The sequence below is a fragment of the Wolbachia endosymbiont of Onchocerca volvulus str. Cameroon genome, assembly GCF_000530755.1.
In the GTDB taxonomy this organism is placed as follows: Bacteria; Pseudomonadota; Alphaproteobacteria; order Rickettsiales; family Anaplasmataceae; genus Wolbachia.
The window spans coordinates 156,851-183,761 of sequence record NZ_HG810405.1 but is presented as its reverse complement, the minus strand read 5'-3'; the positions used below and the strand labels follow the sequence as shown (position 1 = coordinate 183,761).

Below are 26,911 nucleotides of genomic sequence, written 5' to 3'. Positions count from 1 at the left end.
AATGAAACAATTCGAGAATTTTTACATCACCACACCAATATATTATGTAAACGACAAACCACACATTGGCCATGCGTATACTTCTCTTTTGTGCGACGTGGCAGCAAGGTTCATAAAACTAGCTGGAAAATACGTTAAATTTACTACTGGCACAGACGAACATGGACAAAAAATTGAAAAAGCAGCCAAAATAAAAGGAATGCAGCCAAAAGAATTTACAGATAAAGTAAGCGTCTCATTTAAAAAACTAGCTGAATCCATAAATTTTCAATATGATGATTTTATTCGCACCACGGAAAGACGTCACGAGAAAGTAGTTATAGCTTTATGGAATAGACTTGAAGAGAGAGGACAAATATACTTAGATTACTACTCAGGTTGGTATTCAGTACGCGATGAAGCATTTTATCAAGAATCGGAGCTGATAGATGGTAAAACACCAACAGGTGGTGAAGTTCAATGGATAAAAGAAGAAAGTTACTTTTTTCGTCTGTCGGATTGGCAGAATAAATTACTAGAGTTATATAAAAATCAGCCAAATTTTATCTTTCCTGAGAGCAGAAAAAATGAAGTGATATCATTTGCAAGATCAGGATTAACTGACCTTTCGATCTCTCGCACTAGTTTAAATTGGGGAATAAAAGTACCAGGTAATAATAAACATATAATCTACGTCTGGATAGATGCGTTAACTAATTACCTCACATCGATAGGTTTCCCTAACATTGAAAGCAAGGAATATAAAAAGTTTTGGGCAAACGATAACTCTTTCAATGTGCATGTAATTGGTAAAGATATATTGCGTTTTCACGCTGTATATTGGCCAGCAATTCTCCTTGCAGCAGATTTACCGCTGCCAAAACAAATCGCAGTTCATGGTTGGTGGCTAAACGAAGGAGAAAAAATATCCAAGTCACTTGGCAATATTATAGATCCAATCAGATTAGCTGAAGAGTTTGGTGTTGATCAGTTACGCTATTTTCTCCTTAGAGAAATAAGCTTCGGTCAAGACGGCAACTTTAATAAGAAAAATATGGTTAATCGAATAAACTCAGAATTGACAAACAACATAGGCAATTTAGTGCAAAGAACAATTTCATTTTTACACAAGCAATGTTCGGGGGTTGTACCAACAATCAACCGGAACTTACTCAAAGATGCTGAGGGTTTACCCAATTGCAAAGCTATACTCAATCAAGTGGTGAATCATCTATCAAAGTATGAATTTAACCATATCATACTTCTGATCACCAATATCTCATCTGAAGCTAATGCTTATATAGATAGAAGCACACCCTGGACACTGAGCAAAACCAATAGAGAGCGTATGAATTTAATAATCCACAAACTATTGGAGTATATTAGAATAATCGGTATTTTATTGCAACCAATCGTTCCAAAGTCAGCAGAGATAATACTTGACCAATTGCAAATTCCAAAGAAGCAACGCAATTTAAAATCCCTATGCGGCGCATGCATAACCTCAGGCGTAACATTACCTAAACCTACACCAGTCTTTTTAAAGATTAACAATCAAGCAGAGGGCACATAGTATTACTCTTTACCATTTTGTTTTAAAATATTGAGCTTGTTATTATACCTTGATTAGTAACAGATAATTCAGTAATTTCAACATTATCAAACGGTGCTGACACAGAAGCAGTAAAATAATTATAGGAAACATAAGGTAAGTAAGGTGCGAATTTTGCTACTTAATGAACAAGCCAACTAACTACTGCACTTACTGTTTTAATTTAAATAACCGTTAACTTTAGTTTCTTTTTTAGCTGGCTAATTTTCTAAGCCAGAAAATCTTATCTCCTTTTTTAAAATTTTCGCCAGACAGACTGCTAAAAATTATAGATTCTAAAAGTCACCCTGTTTTCTTTCTTTAAATGGATTCCTGAGATCTGTACAGTCCAAAGTCTTTTCTTGCTTTCTTCTTCTATGCCCTTGACGTTTCAGCTTATCAAGATAAGCAACAACTTCATTATTAACCTCCATATTGCTTTCTCCTTACTAACCAATTGCTTCTCAAAGTGCGTTGATTTTATTAAACATACTTTCCATTACATACCTCGCTAAAATTATTTAGCACTTAAATTCTAGCACAAATAAAAAGAAGAGTTAATTTTACTAACAAATTAGTAAATCATAGCAAAGATAGGTATTAACAAAAGACCGCTAAAGACTATAAACTGTATCTTTCCGTGTAATCTTTGAATGCACCTCGATTAGAGTCAAAATATAGCTTTACACTGCCAACTGGCCCGTTTCTTTGTTTTGCAATAATAAGCTCTGCAATGTTTCTAATTTTTTCCATTTTCTCTTGCCACTCTCGATGTTTATTGCTTCCTTCACTTGGCTGTTTTCTAAGCTCATAATATTCTTCTCTATAAAGGAACATTACTATATCTGCATCTTGTTCTATACTTCCCGAATCACGCAAATCAGCAAGCTGTGGTTTTTTGTCATCCCTCTGCTCAACAGAACGTGAAAGTTGGGATAGTGCAACAACGGGAATATTTAGTTCCTTTGCAATTGCTTTCAAACCCTGAGTTACTTCTGAAATTTCTTGTACTCTGTTCTCGTTACTTCTTTTTGTTGTTCCTCTGATTAATTGCAGATAATCGACAAATACTACTTTTACATTATACAATTGATACAGCAAACGTATTCTGGTGCGAAGAGCACTGATTGATAATGCAGGAGTATCGTCTATTATAAAAGATAGTTCAGATAATTTTGTACTAGCATTGATAAATTCATGTAATTCAAAATCACTAATTCTTCCGGTTAACGCTCTATAATAGCTAACTCCTGAATCTATGGTAATCAGTCTCGCAGCTAACTGCTCTGCCGACATTTCAAGCGAAAAAAATACTATATAGTGTTCCTTATCTCCTCTTTTTTGCAAAATCTTACAAGCGTTAAGTGCGATATTTAGCGCCAATGCTGTCTTACCCATAGAAGGTCTTGCAGCCAGAACTAATAGATCAGATTTCTGCAGACCACCAAGAAGCTGGTTTAAATCTTGAAGCCCAGTTGTAATACCTAGCGCTTCTGGATTATTTTTCAGTGTGCTTATTCTTTCGACTACATTTCTAACCGAACTTGCAAGCTTTACATACGTCTTCTCGCCCTGCTTTTTTACTGCTAAGTTAAACAACTTGGTCATCGCCTGTTCAACCTGCACTTGTGCAGGGTTTTCAATGTCATAACTATAACTATCATCAATTATTTCCTGTCCGAGCTTAATTAAATACCTTCTTAAATAAGTATCACGGATTATTCTAGTCAAACTATGGATATCAAGCGCAATACTTGCTTTTGCTGCAAGCTTTGCAAGATATTCGACTCCACCGCACTTAGCAAATGCTTCATCGTTCTCAAAAAACATTTTGAGGGTCAGCTCATTAGCAACCATACCATGTTTTCTAGTTTTAGATATCTGAGTAAAAACACTTTGATGCAATGGATCATAGAGATTATCTGCTGCGATTACATCTTCAACCGCATCGCAAATCCTATTATCACGAATCATTGCGCCAATAAGCATTTGCTCTGCTTCTAAGTTATGTGGTAATTTACATATTTCCTTGCCTATATTTCCCGAATCGACGAAATTAGCTGATTCAATCATTTTAAATTTCTAGAGTAACTAGTAACTATTTACTTATAGTAGAATATTTAATCTCCGTTTGAAAGTAAAAAAATTTGACTAATTCCGTGTTGCTTATAGCATTAAAACTTAAGCTCCTGTGGTGGAATGGTAGACACAGCAGACTCAAAATCTGTTACCCGAAAAGGTATGCTGGTTCAAGTCCGGCCAGGAGTACTTAAATATTGGGGAATACCATTATGTTACACAAAATTTTTAATCGTTTATTCTCTATTTTTTTTCCTATAAATACTATTCAAAAAACAAAAAATGATAAAAATAATATATGTTATGTGATGGGGCTTAAGCGCTACACATCAATATTACTTGATTTAATTATTATCATCTTATTCTTACAGCTCTGCGGCCAAACCCTAAACCAGTTCTTTATAAACTCAGAAAATGGCAAAGTACTAAGTCAAATTGCTACAAAATATCAAATGCAAGTATCACTTTCTACAGAAGAAAAGGTGGTACAAAGTAGATTTATTAAATTATTAATCTTAAATCAAATAGCCCAATTCATTATACTCTTTAGTTATGTCACATACATGTGGATAAGGTTTGCTGCTACACCCGGAAAACTACTACTTGGACTCAAAGTCGTAGACGCACAGACTTTTAAAAAGGTGACCCTAAAACAAGCAACAAAGAGATTTTTTTCTATGATATTATCAGCTTCACCATTATTTCTGGGCTTTTTATTATCAAGCTTTAACAAACGCTGCCAAACTTGGCACGACAAGATTGCAAATACAGTAGTTGTTACTAATAAAAGTCTCAAGAAATATAAAAGCTAGAAGTGTTTTAAATCCACTCATTACAGCAGAAAATTGTTACACAGGCAAAGAGCTACTAGGTCACACCTCAGTTTCCATAAATGTTATCCAACTAGCTGACACTAAGATCTATTCTCTTTTCCCGTACTTCACCATCAAGTGCTAGAATGACAAAGAGAAAAGAAGCACCATAAAACATGGACTCACTTTCAGATGCTATTTATGCAGTTATTTAGATACTAGAATAATAGAAGCTGCTAGGCCTATAGTTTACATTCAAATTTTATTTAATATTATAATAGGTATTACATAATTTTAAAGAACAATCATGTCAGTCATGCCGGATAAATGGATAAAAGAAAAAGCTGAAAACTTTGGAATGATAGAACCCTTTATAGGTCACAAAAGTAGTAAAGGCGTTATATCTTTTGGGCTATCATCTTACGGATATGATGCAAGAGTAAGTAATAAATTTAAGATTTTTACTAATGTTAATTCAGCTGTCATAGACCCTAAAAATTTCCCCGAGAATAGCTTCATAGACAAAGAAATAGATGTATGTATAGTTCCACCAAATAGTTTTGTACTTGCAAGTACAGTTGAATATTTCCGTATACCAAGAAATGTACTGGGTATTTGCGTTGGGAAATCAACTTATGCAAGGTGTGGAATTATAGTAAATGTTACTCCTCTAGAGCCTGGATGGGAAGGCTATGTCACATTAGAGTTTTCCAACACCACTCCACTTCCTGCAAAAATTTATGCTAATGAAGGTGCATGCCAATTTGTGTTCTTAAATAGCAAAAGCGAGTGTGAAAAATCATATGATGACATGAAAGGAAAATATATGAAGCAGTACGGTATTACTTTACCGCTAGTAAAATAAATTACTATAAAAATAATAGCTTCCACCTAAATTACCATTGCAGAAAGAAAAGCTCACATTAACTAACTTTGGTCATTAACTTTTTTTTGCGTTTCGTTTACTATCTCCTTTGCTCACTTAAAATTAAAGTCTATTCCTATTCCACCAACCATAGCGTATAATAACTCCATAGCAGCAGCGAAATTTTCTTTATACCATATTATTTACACTCTTTGTTACAATAATTTAGTCTACAACCTGCTTATCATCCATTTTTCCAGATATTACTTTTACAGTTAGCGGTCATGTCTAATTAATGATTAGCATGAATCAGTATTTAATTGATCCGTATCGTCTCATTGCTCCAGTTTATAACTTCTTTTTTAATATGCTCTTTATACCATTCATTATCAACTTTATTCACCATTTGATCTTGATTGTCTTCTATATTTACTCACGCTTTTCAGTTGGATATATCTTTACTAATAGCCTAAAAAATGAGAAATGGTACAAGTAAAACTAGTCAGATTAACGTAACACAAGGAATCAAAATCACAGCAACTGTAATTATAGACAAGCACCCTAGTAGAAACCCTTTAGATAATTTAGAATAATGCATAGTGAAACCAAGAGATGATGCTGTTACAACAGTGATTACAATGATTAGAGTAAGTAAAAAGCGTTTATTAATTTTTTAAAATTAGTTAAATTAGTATTACTATTCAGTAACACAAGATAGTTTTGACCAACACCAGTAATCCATTTCACTCTAGATAAGGCTCTTGCTATTTTCTTCTGACATTTCAAATTTCACTTTTACTACCAAGCCTCTATAATAATACTAAGCTATACTAGCATTTAACATAAAGTTAAGCAAAACTTTTACCTTTGCATTTTTCTATGTCTAGTTATCACAAATCTATGCAACATAGTTTACTGCACGCTTTCCTAAAAAAGCTCGAGTTACTCATTATAAACAACTGGATTTATCATATTAGGTATTATTTCTTCTACCAAGAAAGATACTCAAAAAAGAATGTACTCCTATGTCCTATTATAATTACCTACTTATACTCTACAACACTTTTCAAGCTTACAGCGTAATGATTCACTAAGATTTTAATTGAGTTATAACTGTAAAACGTCCTTTTAATAGTCCCTCTAATTCAATTCTTTTAGAAAGATTTAAAAACCTTTCTAATAACTATATTTTCTTTATAACAGACTAAGCATTTACCCATAGTTAATCTCTTTATGCCTAATCAATTCAGCATTCCCGATGCTACATCAGGTAAGTAAGTTTAACCATCGCCGCCCTTCTTCTTAAATTTTCAATTGCTTCTTGCATTAACTACTTGTTAGTTCTTAAACAGGTTATTTTTTCACTTTAACCAAGCCAATAAAGATACTTTAAAATTTATTTACCGAGAGATATGCTAGATTCCTGAACCTATCATGAGTTTTATCGAAGTTTATTATTCAGTTAGAATATAACATTTTAATTTTTTAAATAAAAAAAGTTGTTACCATATAGAATAATTACGTGGAATACGGTAACTGTTCTTAGTTGTACTCGTAATCGTAAAGTTAAAGGCTGTAATACTTGAGAATATGGTTGAATAATTACTAGTAATAGTTTGTAATTGTTAGTTTTTATAGACTTTATTAACTAATATCCTCTTTAAAAAATCTCCTATCATTTTTACTAAATTATCTCCCTAAAATAGACTTTAGCTGCACCTTAAAACTCCCCCGGTATTTTCATATACTAAATTAACTATAGCACCTGATTCCTTTTGAATTTCTTCTTCGGTTAAAGTGTGAGTTGAAGAGCAAAAAGTAACTGATAATGCTATAGATAGCTTATTCGGCTCCATATTATTTCCATGGTATATATCGAATATATAAACTTCTGTAATGAGCTCTGAGCTTTTTTTTATCATATTGACTATATTACCTGCTGCTATATCTTTATTTATAATAAATGCAAAATCGCGCTTTACACTTTGATACTTATAATCAGTAAACTTTTTTTTATTTATAGGTATATTATTAATATTTTCTAGTACCATCTCAAAACCCACAACTTTTTGTTTGATACCAAAAAGATCTAATACATTAGGGTGTAACTCTCCAAAATAACCCAATATTTTACCTTCAAAAGAAAAAGTGCCTGACTTTCCTGGATGGTAATATTCTTTTCCTACTTTTTCTATAGTCAAGCTATCACAATTGACATTAAAAAATTCTAAAGCTACTATTAAATCAGCCTTTGCATCAAAAATATCTACCTTTCTGTCGGAATTATAATGGTTCCGCGGCAAATTATTTCCTGACCTAATTTCACTTAAAACATGCTTAGGATAATCGAGACTATCATAAACTGGCCCAATTTCAAAAATCGCAAGATCAGATGTCCCATGGGCAATATTATCTGCAGTAACTTGCAATAAATTCGGCATAATACTTGGTCTCATTATATTAAAGTTATTATTAAATGGATTATCGATAGTAACTAACTTATTCGAGTAACCAAATTTTTCAGCTGTTGATTTACTCATAAATGACCAAGTGAGCACTTCATGAAATCCTCTACTCACCATTAAAATACGCAAGCCATCTTGCACATTGGTTTCTATCATAGCGTTACTTGTTAATGGTTCTTCCTTTATTTTATCATAGCCATATATTCTCACTACTTCCTCAATCAGATCAGCAGGTATGGCAACATCTGACCTCCAGCTTGGTACTTGTACATTCCAATTACTTCCAGTTCTCTTATCAATACTAAACCCAAGTTTTGTCAAGATATCAAATATCTCATCAGGTGATGCAGATACACCTCCAAATTTATTTACATCTCGATAATCAAAGTTCACTTTGGTATCAACCTTATCTAATCTACCGGCAGATACCACACTTGACATCTCTCCACCACACAAATCTAAAACCATCTGAATTGCAAAGCTTAGTCCATCAAATTTATGATCAACTGAACGTGCAAATCTGTAACTTGAGTCTGTAGAGATGCCCAACTGCCTTGAAGATTTAGCGATAGAAATAGGATCAAACCAAGCAGATTCTAAAAAGATATCAGTAGTTTCAAGAGTACATTCACTACATTTACCACCTATAATCCCAGCAATTGCATGAATATTTTTACTATCAGCAATAACACTTATGTCTTTATTTAATAAATATTCTTTACCATTTAAACCAGTAAATTTCTCTTCACTGTTTGCTTTGCGTACCACGAGTTCTCCCTCTATCTTTTTCGCATCATATACATGTATTGGGCGACCAAAAGACATCATGATGTAATTAGCAATATCAACTATTATAGAAACAGAATGCATCCCTATCGATTGCAACCTATCTTTTAGCCATTTTGGGCTCTCTCTATTTTTTACATTGACAATATGTATTCCACTAATAAAGCTCTCCCCATCAGTGACCTTAACATATATAGAAGAATTCCCTTTCATTAAGGTAGTTAGAAACTGAGGTTTATCTTGGATTTCATCTCCATGTCCTGGAATGACATCAAAGTGAGTTAAAGCTCTTAATGTTCCTATTCCAGTTGCTGCCAAATCACGTGCTATTCCATAAACACTTAGACAATCTCCACGATTTGGAGTAACATTTATATCAATAACAGGGCTGCAATCGAAAAATTTATCTCCTACTTTATAATCATCAGAAACCTCAGTTATTTCTTCAATTTCTCCTTGAATCAGCGCACGTTCAGAAGCAGAACAGAACATCTCTTCACTTGACATTCCTCGTATTTTTGCAGATCCGGCCATAAAATCATCTTCCGGCAATGGACTACCAAAAGGTGTGAACATAGTTCTCATACCTTCTCTAACATTTTTTCTTCTGCAAACTATCTGCAGAACTTTACTGTTATCATCTATTTTACATAACTTTAATTTATTAGTATCTAGATGAGGCACGACTTCTGACACTTTTTCAATAGCAAACTCAGCTAACTTGGCACTATTAATCACATCTTCTACTTCCAATCCTATATAGGTTAACTTATTAACAATTTCTTCTAAACCAGCACTGGTTTTTAAATATTCCAGTAACCAAGACAACGTAAATTTCATCATGTAAAAAGAAACAAAAAAGCTATTGTAATATAAAATCAAGTGGTTTTAAAACTTATGATTCTTAATTCTTTTTTCTGACAACTTATGTCTTTCTCATTTTTTCAATAAAAAAGTAGTTCATATATTATATAGGAAAAATTTTACGCCTTATACATTTTCATACTTCTTAAGCTTTAAAATAAAATTCTAAAAAATTTTTCTATATAGTTTAATTCCTGTACATCATTTACTGTATAAAGTGGTGTAGTTTGCTGCTCGATACCTGGTATTTTTATGAAAATCTTACCTACTTCTTGCCCTTTTTTAATTGGAGCAGGTATCATATCTTTATACTCAATGTGCACTTTAATTTTGTCATGCAAATTACGACTATAGGTTATGATAACGTCTCTTGCAACCGTGATAGGCACTTTCCTATCTTTTCCATATAGGACATTTACTTCCTCAACTACATCATCTTTAGCGAATATTTTTTTAGTATAAAAATGGTCTAAAGAATATTGAATCAGTCTTTTTGCTTCTTCTATCCTCTCTTTTCCAGTACTCAACCCATTCACGACAACAAAAACTCTCCTATCATTTTGTTTTGCAGATGCTACAATTCCATACGCACCAGCACTCGTATAACCAGTTTTTAACCCATCAACCCCGATTCCATGAAAAAGTAAAAGATTTTTATTTCTTTGCAAAACATCATTGTACATTAGATATTGTTCAGAAAACAAATCATAATACTCAGGAAAATCAGTGAAAATTCTCTTTGCTAATACTACTAAGTCTCTCGCGCTCATAAAATGAGCTTCATCCGGCCACCCACTTGAGTTGACAAAGTGACTATTATTTAAACCAAGTTTTTGTGCGATCTCATTCATTTCAATCACAAAATTCTCCTCTGATCCAGCAATGCCTTCAGCTAGTGTTATACAAGCATCATTACCTGAAACTATTATGATTCCTTCGAGTAATTCTTTTACTGTAACAAACTGACCTTCTCTTAAAAACATAGAAGAGCCTTTCCTTTCCCACGCTTTCCTACTTACTTGAAATTTATCTTCCATATTCATTATCCCAGCTTTCAAATAAGCAAAAGCTATATATAAAGTCATTAATTTGCTCATTGAAGATGGTGCCATTTTTTCATCAGAGTTATGCTCAAAAATAAACAAATCTGATGCTAAATCCAAAATCACTGCTTGTTTTGCTTTAGTTCTAAATTGATATGAATATGAAGAAAAAGGAAATGAAAAGACTAACAGCAAAATTGCTAATTTACCCAATAAGTTCATAATCTTAAGCTTATAGTGTACTAATTAATAGTACAATTATGCGGACATTTCAATAAAATTGCATACATATACTGGAATTTGCTGTAGTGTAATATTATAGGCTCAAACATTTTAAAATTCAACAAAAACTATGAATCAAAGATAAATAAAAGTGCTCCTATCGCAGATGGTCTACATGTTATAAAGACAAAGTTGAAATAGAAAGAGATACAAACAAACGGTCTAGTTTAGTTGAGCAATCAGAAGAGGTGTTAGGCTAACAAAATAAGTGATGAAATAAATATTTAAGACAGCACCGTAATTCATGTAAATAGAAACTCATGTGACAATATAACTTTGGCATACAGTGATATAAGATAATAAATAGTATAATACTTTTGCGTACTACACACATGCATAGTATATAATAGAGCATTTATTGGCATAGTTTTACTGCAATAAGTCATGTAATTGCGGAATCTGAAGCTATGTTAGCTACTACTAGCAACATATAGAAAAATGATAAGAAATGAAGAAATTCCGGTTAGAAGACAGCAAAACTTTTCAAAAAAAACACTACATAAAAAATTAAATACATTATATAACTAATAATATAGATCATGTTAAACAAATGAAGGAATATAAAAATTAAAAGCAAACACATTATGCCATTCAATTCAACCCTTTAACTTTTTGATTCCACTGATGGAAAGATCAGTAAAACTTAACAACAGTGTTGATATCAATGCTATTAGTTCAGCATTGTTTCTGTAGCCAATCTTTTCTTCTTCTCTACTTTTTTCCTATCTTCTTCTTTACTAAGTTTAATTTTCATTAAATTCTTGATCAATTCTTAGTTTGACTATAAGCAAAATGTTTTCTCTACTCCAATAGCATTAATTTAACACATAAATTTTACCAATCATTACACCACCTCTTATTATTTTTTAGAAATCTCCTTCTCGCTAATTTCATTGATGTGCTTAAAAAACAAAGTTATTTTAACTATACTTAAAAAGTAACCATTTAATCATAGTAAGTAAACCTCACCAAAGGCAATGTGTGTATTAGTTTTACAAGCCAGCTCTTATTAGAAAATAAGACAAGTCGAACAATAGCATAAATAACCATCCCATCTTAAGATCTTGATATTGCTCACTATTATGAGCTTAACTTAGATAAGCTTTCGCAACACAACACTAAGCATATTTTTCAAAGCCTTGTAGTTTTAGTAACTTACACCTTAATTATTATAGCTAGATTACACTAGAATCAGTACAGAAAAGATTAAACTATTCTCTACTTTTAAGAAGCAATAATAGAATCTTGGGTGGAACTGAGAAAAAAAGTAACATCTTTTATCTAATCAACACTAGCAAGGCTCAATATACCATTGAGAAAACAAACAAGAATATCTTTATTGTTGTTTACAGAGCCAAAAATACAGTAAAAACCATTTTTAGAAGTAAGAAACTATATAATCTTGAGCTTAACTTAACAAAACTATATTAAGATAACACTTTATAATAGCCCTCTTTATTTATCTTTTGTGATTGTGTTTCACTCGCTTGAGTACTAGGTTCAAGTACAAAATATGTCACACCACTAACCGCTAATGTAGATGCTACTACTATACTAACCACTACCCACATATCTAATCTAACTGTACGTCCAAGAGCAGTAAACACTGCTAATCCAGCAACGAGACCAGAGCAAACAGAAGCAGTATACATCGAAGCTTTTGATTGCTTAATGAATTTACTTTTAGCTTCTAATTCTGTATTCTTCTTTGACTGTTGAACTGTATCCTTTTGAACTTCTAAGCTTGCTTCTAGCTGCTTAAGATCATTTACCTTTTGTTTTGTTCTACCTAATAGTTCATTTCTAGCTTCACCTTTTAGGTTTTGATCTTGTTTTAGTTCACTTCTAACAGCTGTTTTTATCGCCTTATCTGCTAGAACTATTTGTGCTACTTGAGTAGTTTGCCTCTCTTTAATATCTTTCCCCTCTAATACTCTCTGTATTTCCTGTTCTAATGGCATAATAAACCTCAATTAAATAATACTTAAAACAGTATAATAACTTCAAAATTTAATGTCAAGTAATACTTATCACAAGATACTTGCAAAATTTTAGCGTAAAACTGCCATAACTATGTTAACTTATAGCTTAAGACTAAGAAATATTTATGCTAGAAGAAAAATACAGTTTTAAAGAAATTGAAGCCAAATACAATACATTATGGGAAGTAAGTCAAATTTATCAATGGAACGGTGAAAAGAATAACACTTTTACTATAGATACACCCCCGCCAACGATATCAGGGAAATTGCATATCGGACATATATTCAGTTATTGTCATACAGACTTTATTTCAAGGTTTCAGCGTATGCTTGGAAAAGATGTATTTTATCCAATTGGGTTTGACGATAATGGACTTCCTACTGAAAGATTGGTAGAACAAACCTATAAGACTAGTGCAAAAGAAGTTGGTAGAGAGAAATTTATAGAGATGTGCTGCGAAGTTATTGAAAAGTCAAAGCAAGAATTCAAAGAATTATTTAAATCAGTGGGCATTAGTTATGACTGGAGTTTAGAATATCACACAATCAGCAAAGAAACTGTAGCACTTTCCCAAATGTCGTTTATTGATCTATACAATAAAGGGTATGTATATAGAAAAATGCAACCCATTATTTGGGATCCGGTTGATAAAACGGCAATTGCACAAGCAGAAATAGAAAATAAAGTCTTCAAGTCATCCCTAAATACAATAGTTTTTTTCACTGAGAAAAATGAGCAAATTAAGATTACAACAACACGGCCTGAGCTACTTCTAGCATGCGTTGCAGTTTTCTGCCACCCAGAGGATATACGCTACACTCATTTAATTGGGAAAATAGCTGTAACACCAATAACAGGAGTAAAAATTCCAATAATAGCTGATGATAAGGTAAAAATAGACAAAGGTACCGGACTTGTTATGTGCTGTACATTTGGTGATGAACTTGATATATACTGGCAGCAGAAGTACAACTTACCGATGAAAATCATCATTGATCAGGATGGAAGAGTAAATTTAGGTTCAGTGTATCATAATAATATATCCCAATATCAAGGTACTAGAATAATAGAGGAAAGGACTACTTGGATGACAAAGGAGGATATCACGTACGATACTGAAATCTATAATGAAGTAAATGGACTAAAGGTCAAAGGAGCAAGAAGGAGAATAATTGAGATTCTAACTAAAAAGGGGCTTTTGACAGAAAGCACTAATATATTTCATTCTGTAAAGTGTGCAGAAAGATCTGGTGCACCGCTTGAGATATTGCCCACCTATCAATGGTTCATCAAGATTTTAGATCAAAAAGCTCAAATATTGGATAAAGTAAAAGAATGCAATTGGTATCCAAACACTATGCGTAAACGCATGGAAGTGTGGATAGAAGGATTGAATTGGGATTGGTGTATTTCAAGACAGCGTTATTTTGGCGTGCCATTCCCAGTGTGGTATTCAAAACGTAAAGGCGAAGAAGGTAAAATTATTTTAGCTGAAGTAAAGGACTTACCAATGGATCCACTCAAAGATTTGCCAAAAGGGTATAGTAAAGAAGAGGTTTTTTCAGATCAAGATGTCATGGATACCTGGTCCACAAGTGCAATTACTCCCCAGTTAAATGCACTAGCAGTAAACAATGAGTTTCACTTGCCAGGTCATCGATACGACAAGATATTTCCTGCAGATCTGCACAGTCAAAGTCATGAAATAATAAGAACTTGGGCATTTTATACGATTTTGAAAGCACACTATCATGCAAATTCACTGCCGTGGAAAAATATTATGATCAGCGGCTGGTGTTTAGCTGATAACAAAAAAAAGATGAGTAAATCAAAAGGTAATGTTATCACTCCTCATATAATACTTGATACCTATGGAGCTGATGTAGTACGTTACTGGGCAGCAAATTCAAGACTTGGAACTGATACAGTCTACTCTGAGAATATATTTAGAATCGGTAAGCGCCTCGTTACAAAACTTTGGAATGCAAGTAAATTTGTTTCCATATTCATGGAGAAGCACCAAGCTATGAATATAAACTCCGTCAGTGAGGTAATGGACAAGTGGATATTGTCTAAGCTATATAAAATTATAGAAAAAGCAACAAGTAACCTATTACAGTTCAAGTACTGCGAAGCTTTAAATGCAGTAGAGGAATTTTTCTGGGAGGATTTTTGTGATAATTACTTAGAGCTGGTGAAAAAACGTGCATATGGCGATATGGTTAGCAATAAGGCAAGCTTAAGTGCGAAACAAAGTTTAGCATATGCATTAAATATTATTTTGCGGTTATTTGCACCTTTTTTGCCATACATCACAGAAGAAATATACTACCAGTTGTATAGCTACAATTCCGTACATACCCAAAGCAATTGGCCAAACAAAAAAGAACTTATTTATGATAAACATTCTGAAAAAATGGGAAATAATTTCGTACAGATATTAAACCTTGTGAGAGAAATAAAAGCAGATAACAATGTATCAGTGAAGCATCCGATAAAGAAATTGATGATAAAAACTAACTTACAGGAGGATAAGTTGAACCGATCTGCACAGAACGATTTGCAAACAGTATGTAATGCTGAAGTGATACAATGGAGTAAGGATATACAACTAGGATTTGAAACTGAAAATAGAAGATTTATCGTAAAAGCAAATTTATATTGATTCTTATATAAAGTAATCTCGACTTCTTTCATGCTCATTCTACTACAACTAGTCTTGTATGTGTAAGGAAATGACAATGAAAAATTTATATAACAGGTTAACTCGCCATATCCTACACCAGGTTTTTTACTACTTTAACATCGATTAACATCCTTTAACATAATTTTTCTGTTGCCTTGGGTTTACCTATGCTTTCTATTTTGGTGCTTTCACTTCCATATAAGTTAATTGGTAACAATAAGAAAATGAAGATTAAGAGAGCAGTAGAGGTTGGTGCAAGATAACTTTAGGAAAAGAAGCTAAGGAAGTTATAAACAAACAGATAGAGAAAATTAATCAATTAAATAGATTGCAACAAAAGAAGCAGAATTTAGAAAGTGAAATTAAAAGATTAAATTATAAACTAAATTAATTGAAGAAGCAGAAAGTCAATACATAACAAGAATTAGATAATATTCTAAAAAAGTTAAGTAATAAAAATAGTGAAATTAGGAAATTAAAAAGCCAAATAGATGCTCCGATGAAAGAGAGTTATATAGTAAAAATACAGAGTTAGAAAAGAAAGAAAAAGATCAGTTAAAGTACAAGAAAAATACATTTTTTTCTCTTGAGCACCAAGAGTTACTTGATAAAAATGGAAGATTAAAAGAGGAAAAAATAATTTACGAAAACAAATGTATGGAATTACATAAGATGAGAGATAAATTAAGCAGATCAGAATATGAGCACGATAGTTTCTACTCTAAGTTGATAATACATCAGAAAAGAAAGTTTAATTAAAAGAAAAAAAGCGTAAAAATTAGAAAGTTAAAGTGCTGCTGAGAAAAAGAGAATAAAATTTCCTCTTTAGAAGAGGACTTAAAAAGCACAAGAAGTTTTAAGTGATAAAACATGAAAGGCAGAGAGATTATCTGAAAAGAAAGAAAAACTATTACAAGAGAAAAAAGCTTAGTAATGAAATCAACAATTTAAAACATAATTTACATCAAAAAGAAAAAAGAGATAAGAAAGTGATAAAACAATACCAACAAGTTGGTAAACAGCAGAAAAAATTTTGAGTAACGAATATTAGAAATGATAGAAAAACAACTCTGCTTTGGAAAATAACAAAGTTAAACATCTACAGATTAAGAGTTGATTAATCTAGAATGTAAAAAGAGTTAAACCAACCTTATCTTCTTGGAGGTAAATAGTAAATACTTTACTAAAGTTTAAAGGGATAGATAAAAACAAGCTTGCTGATAAACAATTACTAAAACTAGATCACTTACATATCATCCACATCACAAAAACTAGGAAGACTCTCTGGAAAATCTCCCGAAATGTATCTAAATTATAAAATGAAGTAAAAGCCTCCAAAAAGAGACAAAAAAGGAGAATAAAGAAAAATTTAGGGTAACAAGATCAAAAAAAGTCCTAATTAGAAATATTAACAAATTCTATCTCATTGCCTTCAGGAAAGGTGACAACAAATATTGTAACTTGAATACCGTAATACTCTATACGTGCAGTAAAAGAAGCTTACAACTGAAAACAGCATAGTGCAGTATTATACATACAATAAATATTTTTCTCTTCAAGCAAAGAGTAATGAGTAACTTGTTTCAAAAAGCCAATACATCTTCTTACCTTATAGTTATTTTTAGCTCCTCTTACATTAATTTCATCCTTAACGCTTGCTTCTAATGTGCCTCTCCTTCTGATTCTTGCTGATACTTGCACTTCATATAAAATAATTAATAACAGTAAGAAAATATAAGTTGAGAGAAGTAAATTTACTCAATAAAAGCAAGGAATTGGAAAATAAAATGATTCTTTAAAGAAAGAAGATAAAAAATCTATAAATGAACAAGTGAAGAAATTAAATACTCAATTACATTGATCAGCACAAGAGAAGTAAGATTTAACCAAGAGAGCAAAAAGATTAGATGAAAAAGCAATTCCAACTGAAGCTGAAAAGAATAATCTTTCTCAAGAAAAAGAATCTTTAAAATAAAAATTAGAAGGTAAAAACGAATTGTATAGCTGAATTATATAGAGTGTGGTAGACGAATAGAAAAGATAATGAATGGCTTCCTATAAACAAGAAATAAAAGGGTTACATTGCAACAGTTACAAGAAGCAGAAAGTAGCAATAGCCAAAAAATGAATACATAGCAGAACTGAAAAGTAAAATAAGCAATATTAAGAGTATAAAAAACTAAAAAAATAAAGAATTAGCAAGGAAGAAGAATTAGATAACTACAACGTAAAGTTGTAAAACTCAACTAAGAAAATTTTAATCTATCTAAAGAGACAGAAAAGAAATTTAAAGAATCAAATGATGCAAATAATTTCCTCAAAAGTCAGTCTATTAAGACCTATGGAAGAAAGAAATGTTACAGTAGTAAGGAAAAAGATTCAGAAGATTCATTTTTAGATAAATTTTCTGAAAGAAGCCAACGTGAGAAAATTTATTAAAAAAAGAGATGCGTTTTGCGCAACAGATAATAGAATATATGCTAAGCAGGTAGAGGAATCAGTAAAAAAAAAGTTGAAAGGCTGATGTAATGCTAAAAAGATAATATTATACAAGTAATTCAAGAAATAAGGTCTTGTTAAAAGAAGTTGTTCAATATTTGCTAAATAAAGCTTAATCTGTAAAAGATCTCAAAATATATAGTAGAAAGTGTTTACCCGGTTGGATCTACTAAAATGATTTACATAGTATCGTAGATTAAACTATATATAGAACTTTAATTAGATCTAGCTAGTACCTTGTAGGTTTTATGATTTTCCTAAGGTAAAAGAGTTGCAAAATACAATAATTATTTTATAAATTACAAAAGAATTATCTAAAAAGACATGTAATGAATCCAATAGTGTGTGCGCTAGACACGCAAGATTTAAATGAGGCTATATATTTGATTAATGTTCTACGCGATAAAGTTGGTATGATAAAACTTGGATTAGAGTTTTTCGCTGCCCATGGTCCTTCTGGAGTGAAAAAAGTTGCAAAATGTAACGTACCAATTTTTTTAGATCTGAAATTATACGACATTCCAAACACTGTAACTAAAACGGTTGAAGCAATAAAAGCTTTGGGTGTTGAAATATTGACATTACATGTCAGCGGTGGAACAAAAATGCTAAAGGAAGCTTTAAACGTAGTGAAAGACACAAAAATAGAACTGATTGGGGTAACCGTATTAACTAGCATGAGTAACAAAGATCTAAGTAAGCTTGGAATAGCAAGAAGGACAAAATCACAGGTAATTTTATTGGCAAAGCTTGCAAAAAAAATTGGTCTACATGGAATAGTCTGCTCTGCAATAGAAGCTCAGGAAGTGCGTAAAGAGTGCGGCAAAGGCTTTAAAATTATTACTCCAGGAATTCGCATAGATCCCAACCATGATGACCAAAAAAGAACAGCAACACCAAAAGAAGCGATAGATTCAGGAGCCGATTATATTATAATTGGTAGACCCATCACAAAGAGTGGCAGTCCTACAAATAGTGTAGAATTAATACTAAAATCATTGACTTGATTGAGCCTGAAAAATTTTTAAAAAAGTGCTTAATACGAACAAACAGATATTGTACAATGTTATTGTTTTTATGTTTTTTCTCGTTGAACTTAGTTAAGTATTATACATAATGTGTAATGCTGCTTGAAGAGTAGCCACTCACTGATGTTACTCACTCCGTTAATGAATCAGTTTGTATCATAAGAGTAACTTAAAATGATAAATGATCTCGCAGACTTAAAGAAATTAAGAGCAAAGGGTACGTTGATTCTACAATAATTGAACAATTATATAAAACAAATAGTAATATCAACAATTGCAAAGAACGCTTGAATTCGATAGAAACTGTAGCTCAATATCCAGAAGGAAGTATAGATTTTAGCATAAGTAATAAATATCTTCCTGATTATATCTACAAGAAAGTGGAAAGTGGTTTTCAAACAAAATTCTCAATATTGTCAAATATATAAACGTATAAGCAATTCGCCTCCGATACGACAGTATTTTCTAATCAAAGAACCTTTATGAAACATTGGATTACATTATAGAAAACTGTAAGACTATGCTGCTAATGTAGGTTGAAGTAGTGAAACAGTAGATGACAAAGATTACAGTACTAAATTTAAATATGATTTTATAAAAAACATAAATACACCTAAGATTCAAAAAGTTTCTACTATAACTTATAAGTTACACGCTTATCCTTAAATACTAAAAAGCTACTTAGCAAAATGCATTTGTTAATGTTGAGAGCTGGTAGTGGAAAAGATTCTGAGACTTTTAGTAAGAAAGAAAATAAAGCCTTCATTGAAAGTGAATAAATAATGTTTGTATTATTCCTTGGATGAATATCATTCCAAAAAATAAATCACTTTCGATAAACAGAAGTAAATTAAAAAACATTAAACTACTAAAATCTCATAAGCCAACATTTTTGACCTAAGCTTATTGCTTGAAGCTAAAGATACCTTAATAAAAGTACCAACATATCAATCTACCAACATGCTACCTACACTGAACAAAGGAGGATAAAGTACTGAAAGACCCTTACATGAATAATAAACCTTATATAAAGTTTTTTACCATTAAACGCATCAATGGAGAAGTTGTGAACACTACAGCTATCAAACAGTTGAAGGTTACAATCTTAAACAAAGAATTAAAAACTTCTGTAGCACATCTTCAGAAATGCCTTACTTCTATACCTTTTAACCCTCGTATTTTCTCCTGTACGTTCCAATGTCATACACACTGAAATAATATCGTTTATCGTCAGAAACTGCCAGTAATATCACGTTATTTAGTCTGTAACCCCTATAACCACTTAACTAGAGGTGGCATTGACATCATAATTGCATCTGGATCACCATCAGTCATTAAACCAAACCTTGTACCACGATCATAAAGCAAATTGAACTCTACATACCTACCACGTTTTATCAATTGATCCTCCCGCTGCTCCTTCGTCCAAGGTTTTTGCATATGCTGATGTATGATATGCAAATAAATTTTTAAAAAGGTTTCGCCTATTGCTTTTATAAATTTGAAATCACTCTCCCAGCTACCAGAATCAAGATTATCATAAAAAATTCCACCAATACCACGTGGTTCTTTTCTATGTTGTAAGAAAAAGTAGTTGTCACATTGTTCTTTGAACTTTGGATAATATGCAGTATCAAACTCATCACATGTTTTCTTAATTGACTCATGAACATACCGATAATCTTCGCTATCTTTATACGTCGGAGTAAAATCCATTCCTCCACCGAACCACCGCTTTGATGTATATATTAGTCTTGTATTCATATGTGCCGCAGGAACAAGAGGGGACTGCATGTGAGACACTAAAGATATGCCACTCGCCCAAAACTTTCCATTACTTTCATTTGCACCAGGAATTTCATTTATAATCGAATCTGTAAACTTTCCATATACCTTTGAAACATTTACTCCTACTTTCTCAAAAACACTACCGTAAACAATTATAGATTCACCACCTCCACCACCTGGACGATTCCATTTTCTTTTTTTAACCTTCGGATTTGTAAATAACCGTTCTTCAACCAACAAGAAAGATTTTACAATTTTATCTCTTAGCACACAGAACCACTTAAAAGCTTGCATTTTTTGTTCTTTCATAACGTTTTACCAATAGTGCCAAAAATTCTAATAGCAATTATATACCAAAGATGTTAATAAGTCTATAGTAATTAAACAGATATAATAAAGAATTGTTGTACGTAAAATGAGCAAAAGGTACATAGATAGCAAGAAGGAAAACAGGGTTGACTTCATATTAAGAAATCATGGAGTATCAATCATCTTTATTACAGCCATTATGACCTTACCTCCAATAATAATATCAGCACTTTACTTTCTTGATAAATACGATTGGCATATTAATATAAAGGTCAATATGCTAGTTAGCACCCTCATGACTCTCTTTATAATATATAACGCAAAGCGTCATAGATACCTGCTTAGTATCACAGAATTCCAAAATGCAATATTTGCAAGTGCACTCAATCATAATACAGAGTTTTGTCTCATTTTGCACAAAGATGAGGGTGTCATTTATGCTGACGCAAGATTCTACGAAAGGTTCAAGGAATACATAGATAATAATGTTACACTAGATAAGCTTCTCGAAGCAGGAAATATTTCAGAGAAAGACAAAAAAGCATTATATAATGCGCTAAAAAATAACTCTTCTACACAAGTACGCATTGCTTTAAGCAAGAAAAATAAGATATCTAATTTTCTCTTACTTTTTGACCCGATATCAGATAATCCCCAAGTTGCTCTAAATAACAATAAGGTATTAAACTTGTCATTAGCACCAATAGCAAGACCGCGTGGGTATTTTGTGCTAAAAGCAACACAGATGAACAAAGAACAGGTGTATGAAGAATTAATAGAAAAGCACAATATAGGAACTTACATTGCAAATACTAAAGGAGTGATTCTATATGTAAATAAAAGGTTCTTAGACATATTTGAATTAAGAAAATTTGAAAAAGGCAGTTTAATCAATGATTTTATATTTCAATCTAATTATAATAATACAGCAACTAGCAATGAGATTTCGTTTTGTACCGCAAACGGTGTTCCATTTAAAGCTTATATGAGCACTGCTATGTTTTGTGATAAACACAGTCATAATTATATATATGGCTTAATTACACCAGTTGAATCAAACATAGCTGACTATCAACTACACCCATGTTTTACAAATTCATCAATTGCTATTGCACAGTGTGATTCAAGTGGCAACTTCATAAAGAAAAACACAGCGTTAATAAAACTTGCAGGTCCAGATACTAACTCAATCTTTACATTAATATCAGATGACTATCATATAAAAATACATGAATATTTTTCGAGTAACAGAATAAATAATGCATCCTTTGACGTACAGCTCAGCAACAACGATAATATGAAAATATACTTCAATAAGTTTCTTCATAATAGGGCAATGTTTATACTTTGCTATTTTGTTGACAACACCGAGCATAAAAATCTAGAAGTAAAGCTCGAACATTATCAAAAAATGCAGGCTATAGGACAGCTAGCAGGTGGTATTGCACATGATTTTAACAATATTCTGACTGGAATAATAGGATTTTGTGATTTGCTTTTACTTCAGCACTCAGTTAGTGATCCATCTTTTAGAGATATAATACAGATACAGCAAAATGCAAAACGTGGGTCAAATTTAGTTAAGCAATTACTTGCCTTCTCAAGAAGACAGACTATGCAACCAAAGATTATTGATGTAAATAGTACGATAGCCAACCTTTACGAAATGATAAAAAGATTAATAGGCGAAAATATAAAATTCACTGCTTATTATGGTGAAGACTTAGGTATGGTTAGGGCTGACCAAGGACAATTAGAGCAAGTTATTATTAACTTAGTAGTCAATGCTAATGCTGCAATGGAAAAAGGGGGAGAACTCACCATACAAACTTTCAATAAAAAGATTAATTCACTCAATTCTACACCTAAAAATATGTTTTCTCCAGATAAAGAAAGAATTGAACATGGAAATTATGTTGTAATCGAAGTAATTGATACAGGATGTGGAATGACAAGTGACACAATTCAAAAAGCATTTGATCCATTCTTTTCTACTAAAGATATTGCTTCTGGTACTGGCCTTGGCCTCTCTACTGTATATGGTATTATCAAGCAAACTGAAGGATACATCTATGTTGCTAGTAAAGTAAACTGTGGAACTAAATTTAGCATATTTTTGCCTATGGTTTATATATCAGATGAAAATGATATAGAGAAAGATATCAAAGAAATAGAAAAACCTGTAGTAAATGAAGTTAAAAGTAATGGTACGATTTTATTAATTGAAGATGAAGACTCAGTAAGGGAATTTACTACTAAGACATTACAAAGAAAAGGATTTGATGTGATAGAAGCTAGCATAGGCAGTCAGGCACTAGAAATAATAAGTAAAAAAAGCCAACACATAGATCTAATAATCACTGATGTAATAATGCCAGAAGTTAGTGGTCCAGAGATAGTCAAAGAAGCCTTAATTCATAGACCAGATATAAATGTCATTTTTATTTCTGGATATGCAGAAGATGCATTTTTGAAAAACGACAACATTAATATAGAAGATTTCCACTTTTTACCGAAACCATTCACTTTAAGTGAATTGGGAAATAAAGTTCAAAGTGTACTACACAAAGTAGAAAAAACAGTTTAATTTTAAGTATTAAAAAAATCTTCTAATATAAAAATTACTAACATATGCATAATAGAGTATTTTATGCGTAAGATAAAAAACGTAAAATAGTGCTTTCAAAACACTATTTTTTACCCTTACTGTTTCAAAAATCCCTAAACACATTCTACCTTTTATCTACAGTACATTTTGTAACTCATGCATCATTAACTATTTCCTAATTACTAGAATCACTTATACAAGCTTCTGCCATATCTGGTACTACCACACTCACTATTTTTGGTGCACCAAAAAACACAACAGTAAATGCACCGAGCGCAAAAAGTATTAGCCAAAGGCACTTAATTATCTATTCTTTTTGAGATATATTTTACTATATTACATATCACTTTTAATGTTTCATCGCTTGTTCTATTCTGCTTAATAACACTTGCATCAAATATAAAAGAGAGAATTAAAGTTATAAATATAAGAATTTTTCTTACTTACACTTATTAAATTTAAGTTAAAAGCATTAGTAAATTTATTACACCATCAATTTAGCTTTGTACTCTATTTTAGCCAAATTAATTGAATTAAGCTGTAAAACCTGCTAAAGTTCACTTCATAGAAGGCACCCTTAGCTCAGTTGGATTAGAGCATTTGACTACGGATCAAAAGGTCGAGCGTTCGAGTCGTTCAGGGTGCATTCTGTTTTTAGTACACGCAGAAAACACAAGCCACACTTGAAATTGATGTATGAAATACTTACCTTTAGAGGTTAAATACTGAACTATCATATATGAGTACAAAAGATTACTATGAGCTGCTGGGAGTAAGCAGAAACGCTAGCATTGATGAGATAAAAAAAGCATATAAAAAATTAGCATTGAAGTATCATCCAGATAGAAATCCTGGTAACAAAGAAGCAGAGGAAAAATTTAAAGAAATAACAGCTGCATATGAGGTTTTATCTAACCCCGAAAAAAAAGCAAATTATGATAGTTATGGTCATGAAGGTGCTTCTGGTGGGTTTGACTTCAGTCAAGCTGCGGGAGACTTTAGCGACATATTCAATGACTTTTTTAGCGGAGGATTTGGGGAATCAGGAAGGTCAAAAGCAAAAAGAAGTACACCAGGAGTGCCTGGATCAGACTTACGTTATGATCTTGAAATTACTCTAGAGGATGCGTTTAAGGGAATACAAGCACCTATACATTACGTTACAAATGTAAAATGTGACACGTGTCGAGGTACAGGCAGTGAAGGCGCAATTAAGCCAATTCAGTGTCACACATGCCGAGGAAGTGGTAGGATCAGGGCTCAGCAAGGTTTTTTTACAATCGAAAGAACTTGTACTACATGTTACGGGGAAGGCGAAGTAGTACAGAACAAATGCAAAAAATGCGGTGGAAATGGGCGTAAAAGAGATGAAGTAAATATATCAGTTTCAATTCCAAAAGGCATAGAGGAAGGCGCTAAAGTAAGAGTAAGTGGCAAAGGAGAGGCTGGAGCAAAAGGTGGAAAAAACGGAGATTTATATGTATACGTTAAAATCGTTCCACATAAAATCTTTACTCGGAATAAAGCAGATTTACATTGCAAAGTACCTGTAAGGATGACACTAGCAGTACTCGGTGGTGAAATCGACGTACAGTCAATTGATGGAGTTAAAATAAAAGTAAAGGTTCCTGAAGGCACTCAAACCGGTACTAAACTACGTTGTAGAGAAAAGGGTATGCCATATATGAACTCAAACGTACGTGGCGATCTATATGTACAAGTAATAGTTGAAACTTTAAACCCAAAGCTTTTAACTAAAAAGCAAGTTGAGTTATTAAAAGCACTTGAAGAAGAGGAAAACATGCAACAGCAACCTGAAGGTTTTTTTAATAAAGTAAAAAAAAAGTAAAAAATTTACTAAACGATGTTAAAAGTAGTTTTAGGTTTTTTTAATTGTTCCCCATTAGCATAGCGCTTAGAACATAACTGTACAAACATTTCTATGCAAGCTTACTCAATTATTATTTTAGCTTTATCAAAAGAATTAGCATTTTCTTATAAAATCACTCATTTTCTTTTCTTATACAAGCAGTGCTAAAACATTGATCTTTTGAATACAACTATTAAAGCAGCATGTAATATCATTTAACCCATTTAGAGAGTAGTCTGACTCTCTTATATACCTATAAATAATAATAGGTACAGCTTTGCTCCGCAATATTTGATAAAATGCCACAGCCAAAACTTTTTGGCACTCAGTATATTTTGTACTGTGTTCTTTGATGTAAAAAGCTATGTGACAAGATTAATTAGTATTATAGGCAGTGCTAAAAAGATGCTTCCATTATGAATAAGTGTGAAGAAACAAAAAAAATAAATCCACATCATTTTTGTAAAACTGCACAGCAACAGTCCATAAACTGAAAGGAAAAGGTTGAAATATAAAGAGTTTGTAAAGGTGCTACAAGAAGCAAGTAAAAGCTTAAACAAGCAACAACATATCAAAAGAAAGAAGCAATAAAAAAGAACAGAATTCTTCACATATATAATGGTATGCAATACATTTAAATCTAACATCTTCTATAAAAAAAATAAGTTTAAGCTGTAAATGCTAGATGACGCTATAACAATAGACACGTTGCTGCTTTACAGTAGAGATAATACAATCATTAAGTAATGATTGAGTAAATCCTTCATTGTAAAGTAATAAAACTCCAAGAGATATGTTGGTGATTTGCTAAGCAGGAACACCATAATATAAATATTAAGAAAAGCAGAAAAAACTATTCACTAAAGAAAGTAAAAGATCTTAACATAAAGCTTCAAAATAAAGGTACTTATCATCACCCTCGGAGTAATCATAGAATTCCCAATTCAGAACTATACGATTCTGTATATAGTGATAAGAGTATTAGTGACGAAAGTGGTTCATGGTTCGAGGCAACTTGAAATTATATCCAACACTCTTCCCATTTTGAAATCAATCTTAGTAGAATAAATAATATTGAAGAAAATATTAATTCATGCTCTAAAAAATGTACTGCAACTTCAAAAAGAGAAGATTGGAAAACTTAAAGCTTAACCAGAAAAATTATATGTTCAGCTCAAGAATAAAGAGAAAAAAGAATCAATCACCAAAACAAAAAAACAAGATCTAGAAAATAAAAACACACTCACTTAATAGTGAACAAGGCAAAATAAAATTTCACTATTCTAAGATAAAAATAGCATCTAAAAAAGAAATGAGAAAAATTAAAAAGTAGAGCAAAATATTAATGCAACATCCCCAGAGAATGGACTCCTT

Annotated in this window: 13 protein-coding genes and 2 tRNA genes; 9 read left to right on the top strand and 6 right to left on the bottom strand. The window is 32.0% G+C overall.

Annotated elements, in window-relative coordinates:
- Position 1: 1 nt before the first annotated feature.
- A complete protein-coding gene (gene metG / locus WOVOC_RS00710; RefSeq protein ID WP_025264004.1) occupies positions 2 to 1,552 on the top strand; it encodes a methionine--tRNA ligase in 1,551 nt (516 codons plus the stop codon).
- Positions 1,553 to 1,866: 314 nt separating this feature from the next.
- Here metG and WOVOC_RS04630 read toward each other — a convergent pair whose 3' ends face one another.
- Complete coding sequence (locus WOVOC_RS04630; protein ID WP_155981143.1) at positions 1,867 to 2,004, bottom strand: hypothetical protein; 138 nt, start codon at positions 2,002 to 2,004, stop codon at positions 1,867 to 1,869.
- A gap of 187 nt (positions 2,005 to 2,191) precedes the next feature.
- On the bottom strand, positions 2,192 to 3,643 hold the full coding sequence (locus WOVOC_RS00700) for a replicative DNA helicase (protein ID WP_025264003.1): 1,452 nt from the start codon (positions 3,641 to 3,643) through the stop codon (positions 2,192 to 2,194).
- A 112-nt stretch (positions 3,644 to 3,755) separates the two neighbouring features.
- Here WOVOC_RS00700 and WOVOC_RS00695 point away from each other — a divergent pair.
- From WOVOC_RS00695 to dcd, 3 genes are all read left to right on the top strand, one after another.
- A tRNA-Leu gene (locus WOVOC_RS00695) sits at positions 3,756 to 3,838 on the top strand.
- 23 nt (positions 3,839 to 3,861) lie between these two features.
- Complete coding sequence (locus WOVOC_RS00690) at positions 3,862 to 4,461, top strand: RDD family protein (RefSeq protein ID WP_025264002.1); 600 nt, start codon at positions 3,862 to 3,864, stop codon at positions 4,459 to 4,461.
- A 307-nt stretch (positions 4,462 to 4,768) separates the two neighbouring features.
- Positions 4,769 to 5,326, top strand: coding sequence for a dCTP deaminase (gene dcd, locus WOVOC_RS00685; RefSeq protein ID WP_014869015.1), 558 nt, complete (start codon positions 4,769 to 4,771; stop codon positions 5,324 to 5,326).
- A 1,709-nt stretch (positions 5,327 to 7,035) separates the two neighbouring features.
- Here the strand turns inward: dcd and pheT are convergent.
- From pheT to WOVOC_RS00665, 3 genes are all read right to left on the bottom strand, one after another.
- Positions 7,036 to 9,417 carry a phenylalanine--tRNA ligase subunit beta gene (pheT, locus tag WOVOC_RS00680; RefSeq protein WP_025264001.1) on the bottom strand — a complete coding sequence of 794 codons (2,382 nt, stop codon included), beginning with the start codon at positions 9,415 to 9,417 and terminating at the stop codon, positions 7,036 to 7,038.
- Positions 9,418 to 9,593: 176 nt separating this feature from the next.
- Positions 9,594 to 10,706 carry a D-alanyl-D-alanine carboxypeptidase family protein gene (locus WOVOC_RS00675; RefSeq protein WP_025264000.1) on the bottom strand — a complete coding sequence of 371 codons (1,113 nt, stop codon included), beginning with the start codon at positions 10,704 to 10,706 and terminating at the stop codon, positions 9,594 to 9,596.
- A 1,487-nt stretch (positions 10,707 to 12,193) separates the two neighbouring features.
- Positions 12,194 to 12,727: a hypothetical protein gene (locus tag WOVOC_RS00665; protein ID WP_025263999.1), complete on the bottom strand. Its 534-nt coding sequence runs from the start codon at positions 12,725 to 12,727 to the stop codon at positions 12,194 to 12,196.
- Positions 12,728 to 12,873: 146 nt separating this feature from the next.
- Between WOVOC_RS00665 and WOVOC_RS00660 the strand changes: the two genes are divergently transcribed.
- Complete coding sequence (locus WOVOC_RS00660) at positions 12,874 to 15,414, top strand: valine--tRNA ligase (RefSeq protein ID WP_025263998.1); 2,541 nt, start codon at positions 12,874 to 12,876, stop codon at positions 15,412 to 15,414.
- A 2,849-nt stretch (positions 15,415 to 18,263) separates the two neighbouring features.
- Positions 18,264 to 18,941, top strand: a complete 678-nt coding sequence (pyrF, locus tag WOVOC_RS00640; protein ID WP_025263997.1) for an orotidine-5'-phosphate decarboxylase — start codon at positions 18,264 to 18,266, stop codon at positions 18,939 to 18,941.
- 1,293 nt (positions 18,942 to 20,234) lie between these two features.
- On the opposite strand, the gene hemF is transcribed toward pyrF, so the two are convergent.
- Positions 20,235 to 21,059: an oxygen-dependent coproporphyrinogen oxidase gene (gene hemF / locus WOVOC_RS00630; protein ID WP_025263996.1), complete on the bottom strand. Its 825-nt coding sequence runs from the start codon at positions 21,057 to 21,059 to the stop codon at positions 20,235 to 20,237.
- A 106-nt stretch (positions 21,060 to 21,165) separates the two neighbouring features.
- Here hemF and WOVOC_RS00625 point away from each other — a divergent pair, with 106 nt between their 5' ends.
- The 3 genes from WOVOC_RS00625 to dnaJ all read left to right on the top strand — a co-directional run bounded on the left by WOVOC_RS00625 (position 21,166) and on the right by dnaJ (position 25,516).
- A complete protein-coding gene (locus WOVOC_RS00625; protein WP_025263995.1) occupies positions 21,166 to 23,646 on the top strand; it encodes a response regulator in 2,481 nt (826 codons plus the stop codon).
- Between the two features lie 592 nt (positions 23,647 to 24,238).
- Positions 24,239 to 24,313, top strand: a tRNA-Arg gene (locus WOVOC_RS00615).
- Between the two features lie 93 nt (positions 24,314 to 24,406).
- A complete protein-coding gene (gene dnaJ / locus WOVOC_RS00610) occupies positions 24,407 to 25,516 on the top strand; it encodes a molecular chaperone DnaJ (protein WP_014869007.1) in 1,110 nt (369 codons plus the stop codon).
- The last annotated feature ends 1,395 nt before the right edge of the window (positions 25,517 to 26,911 follow it).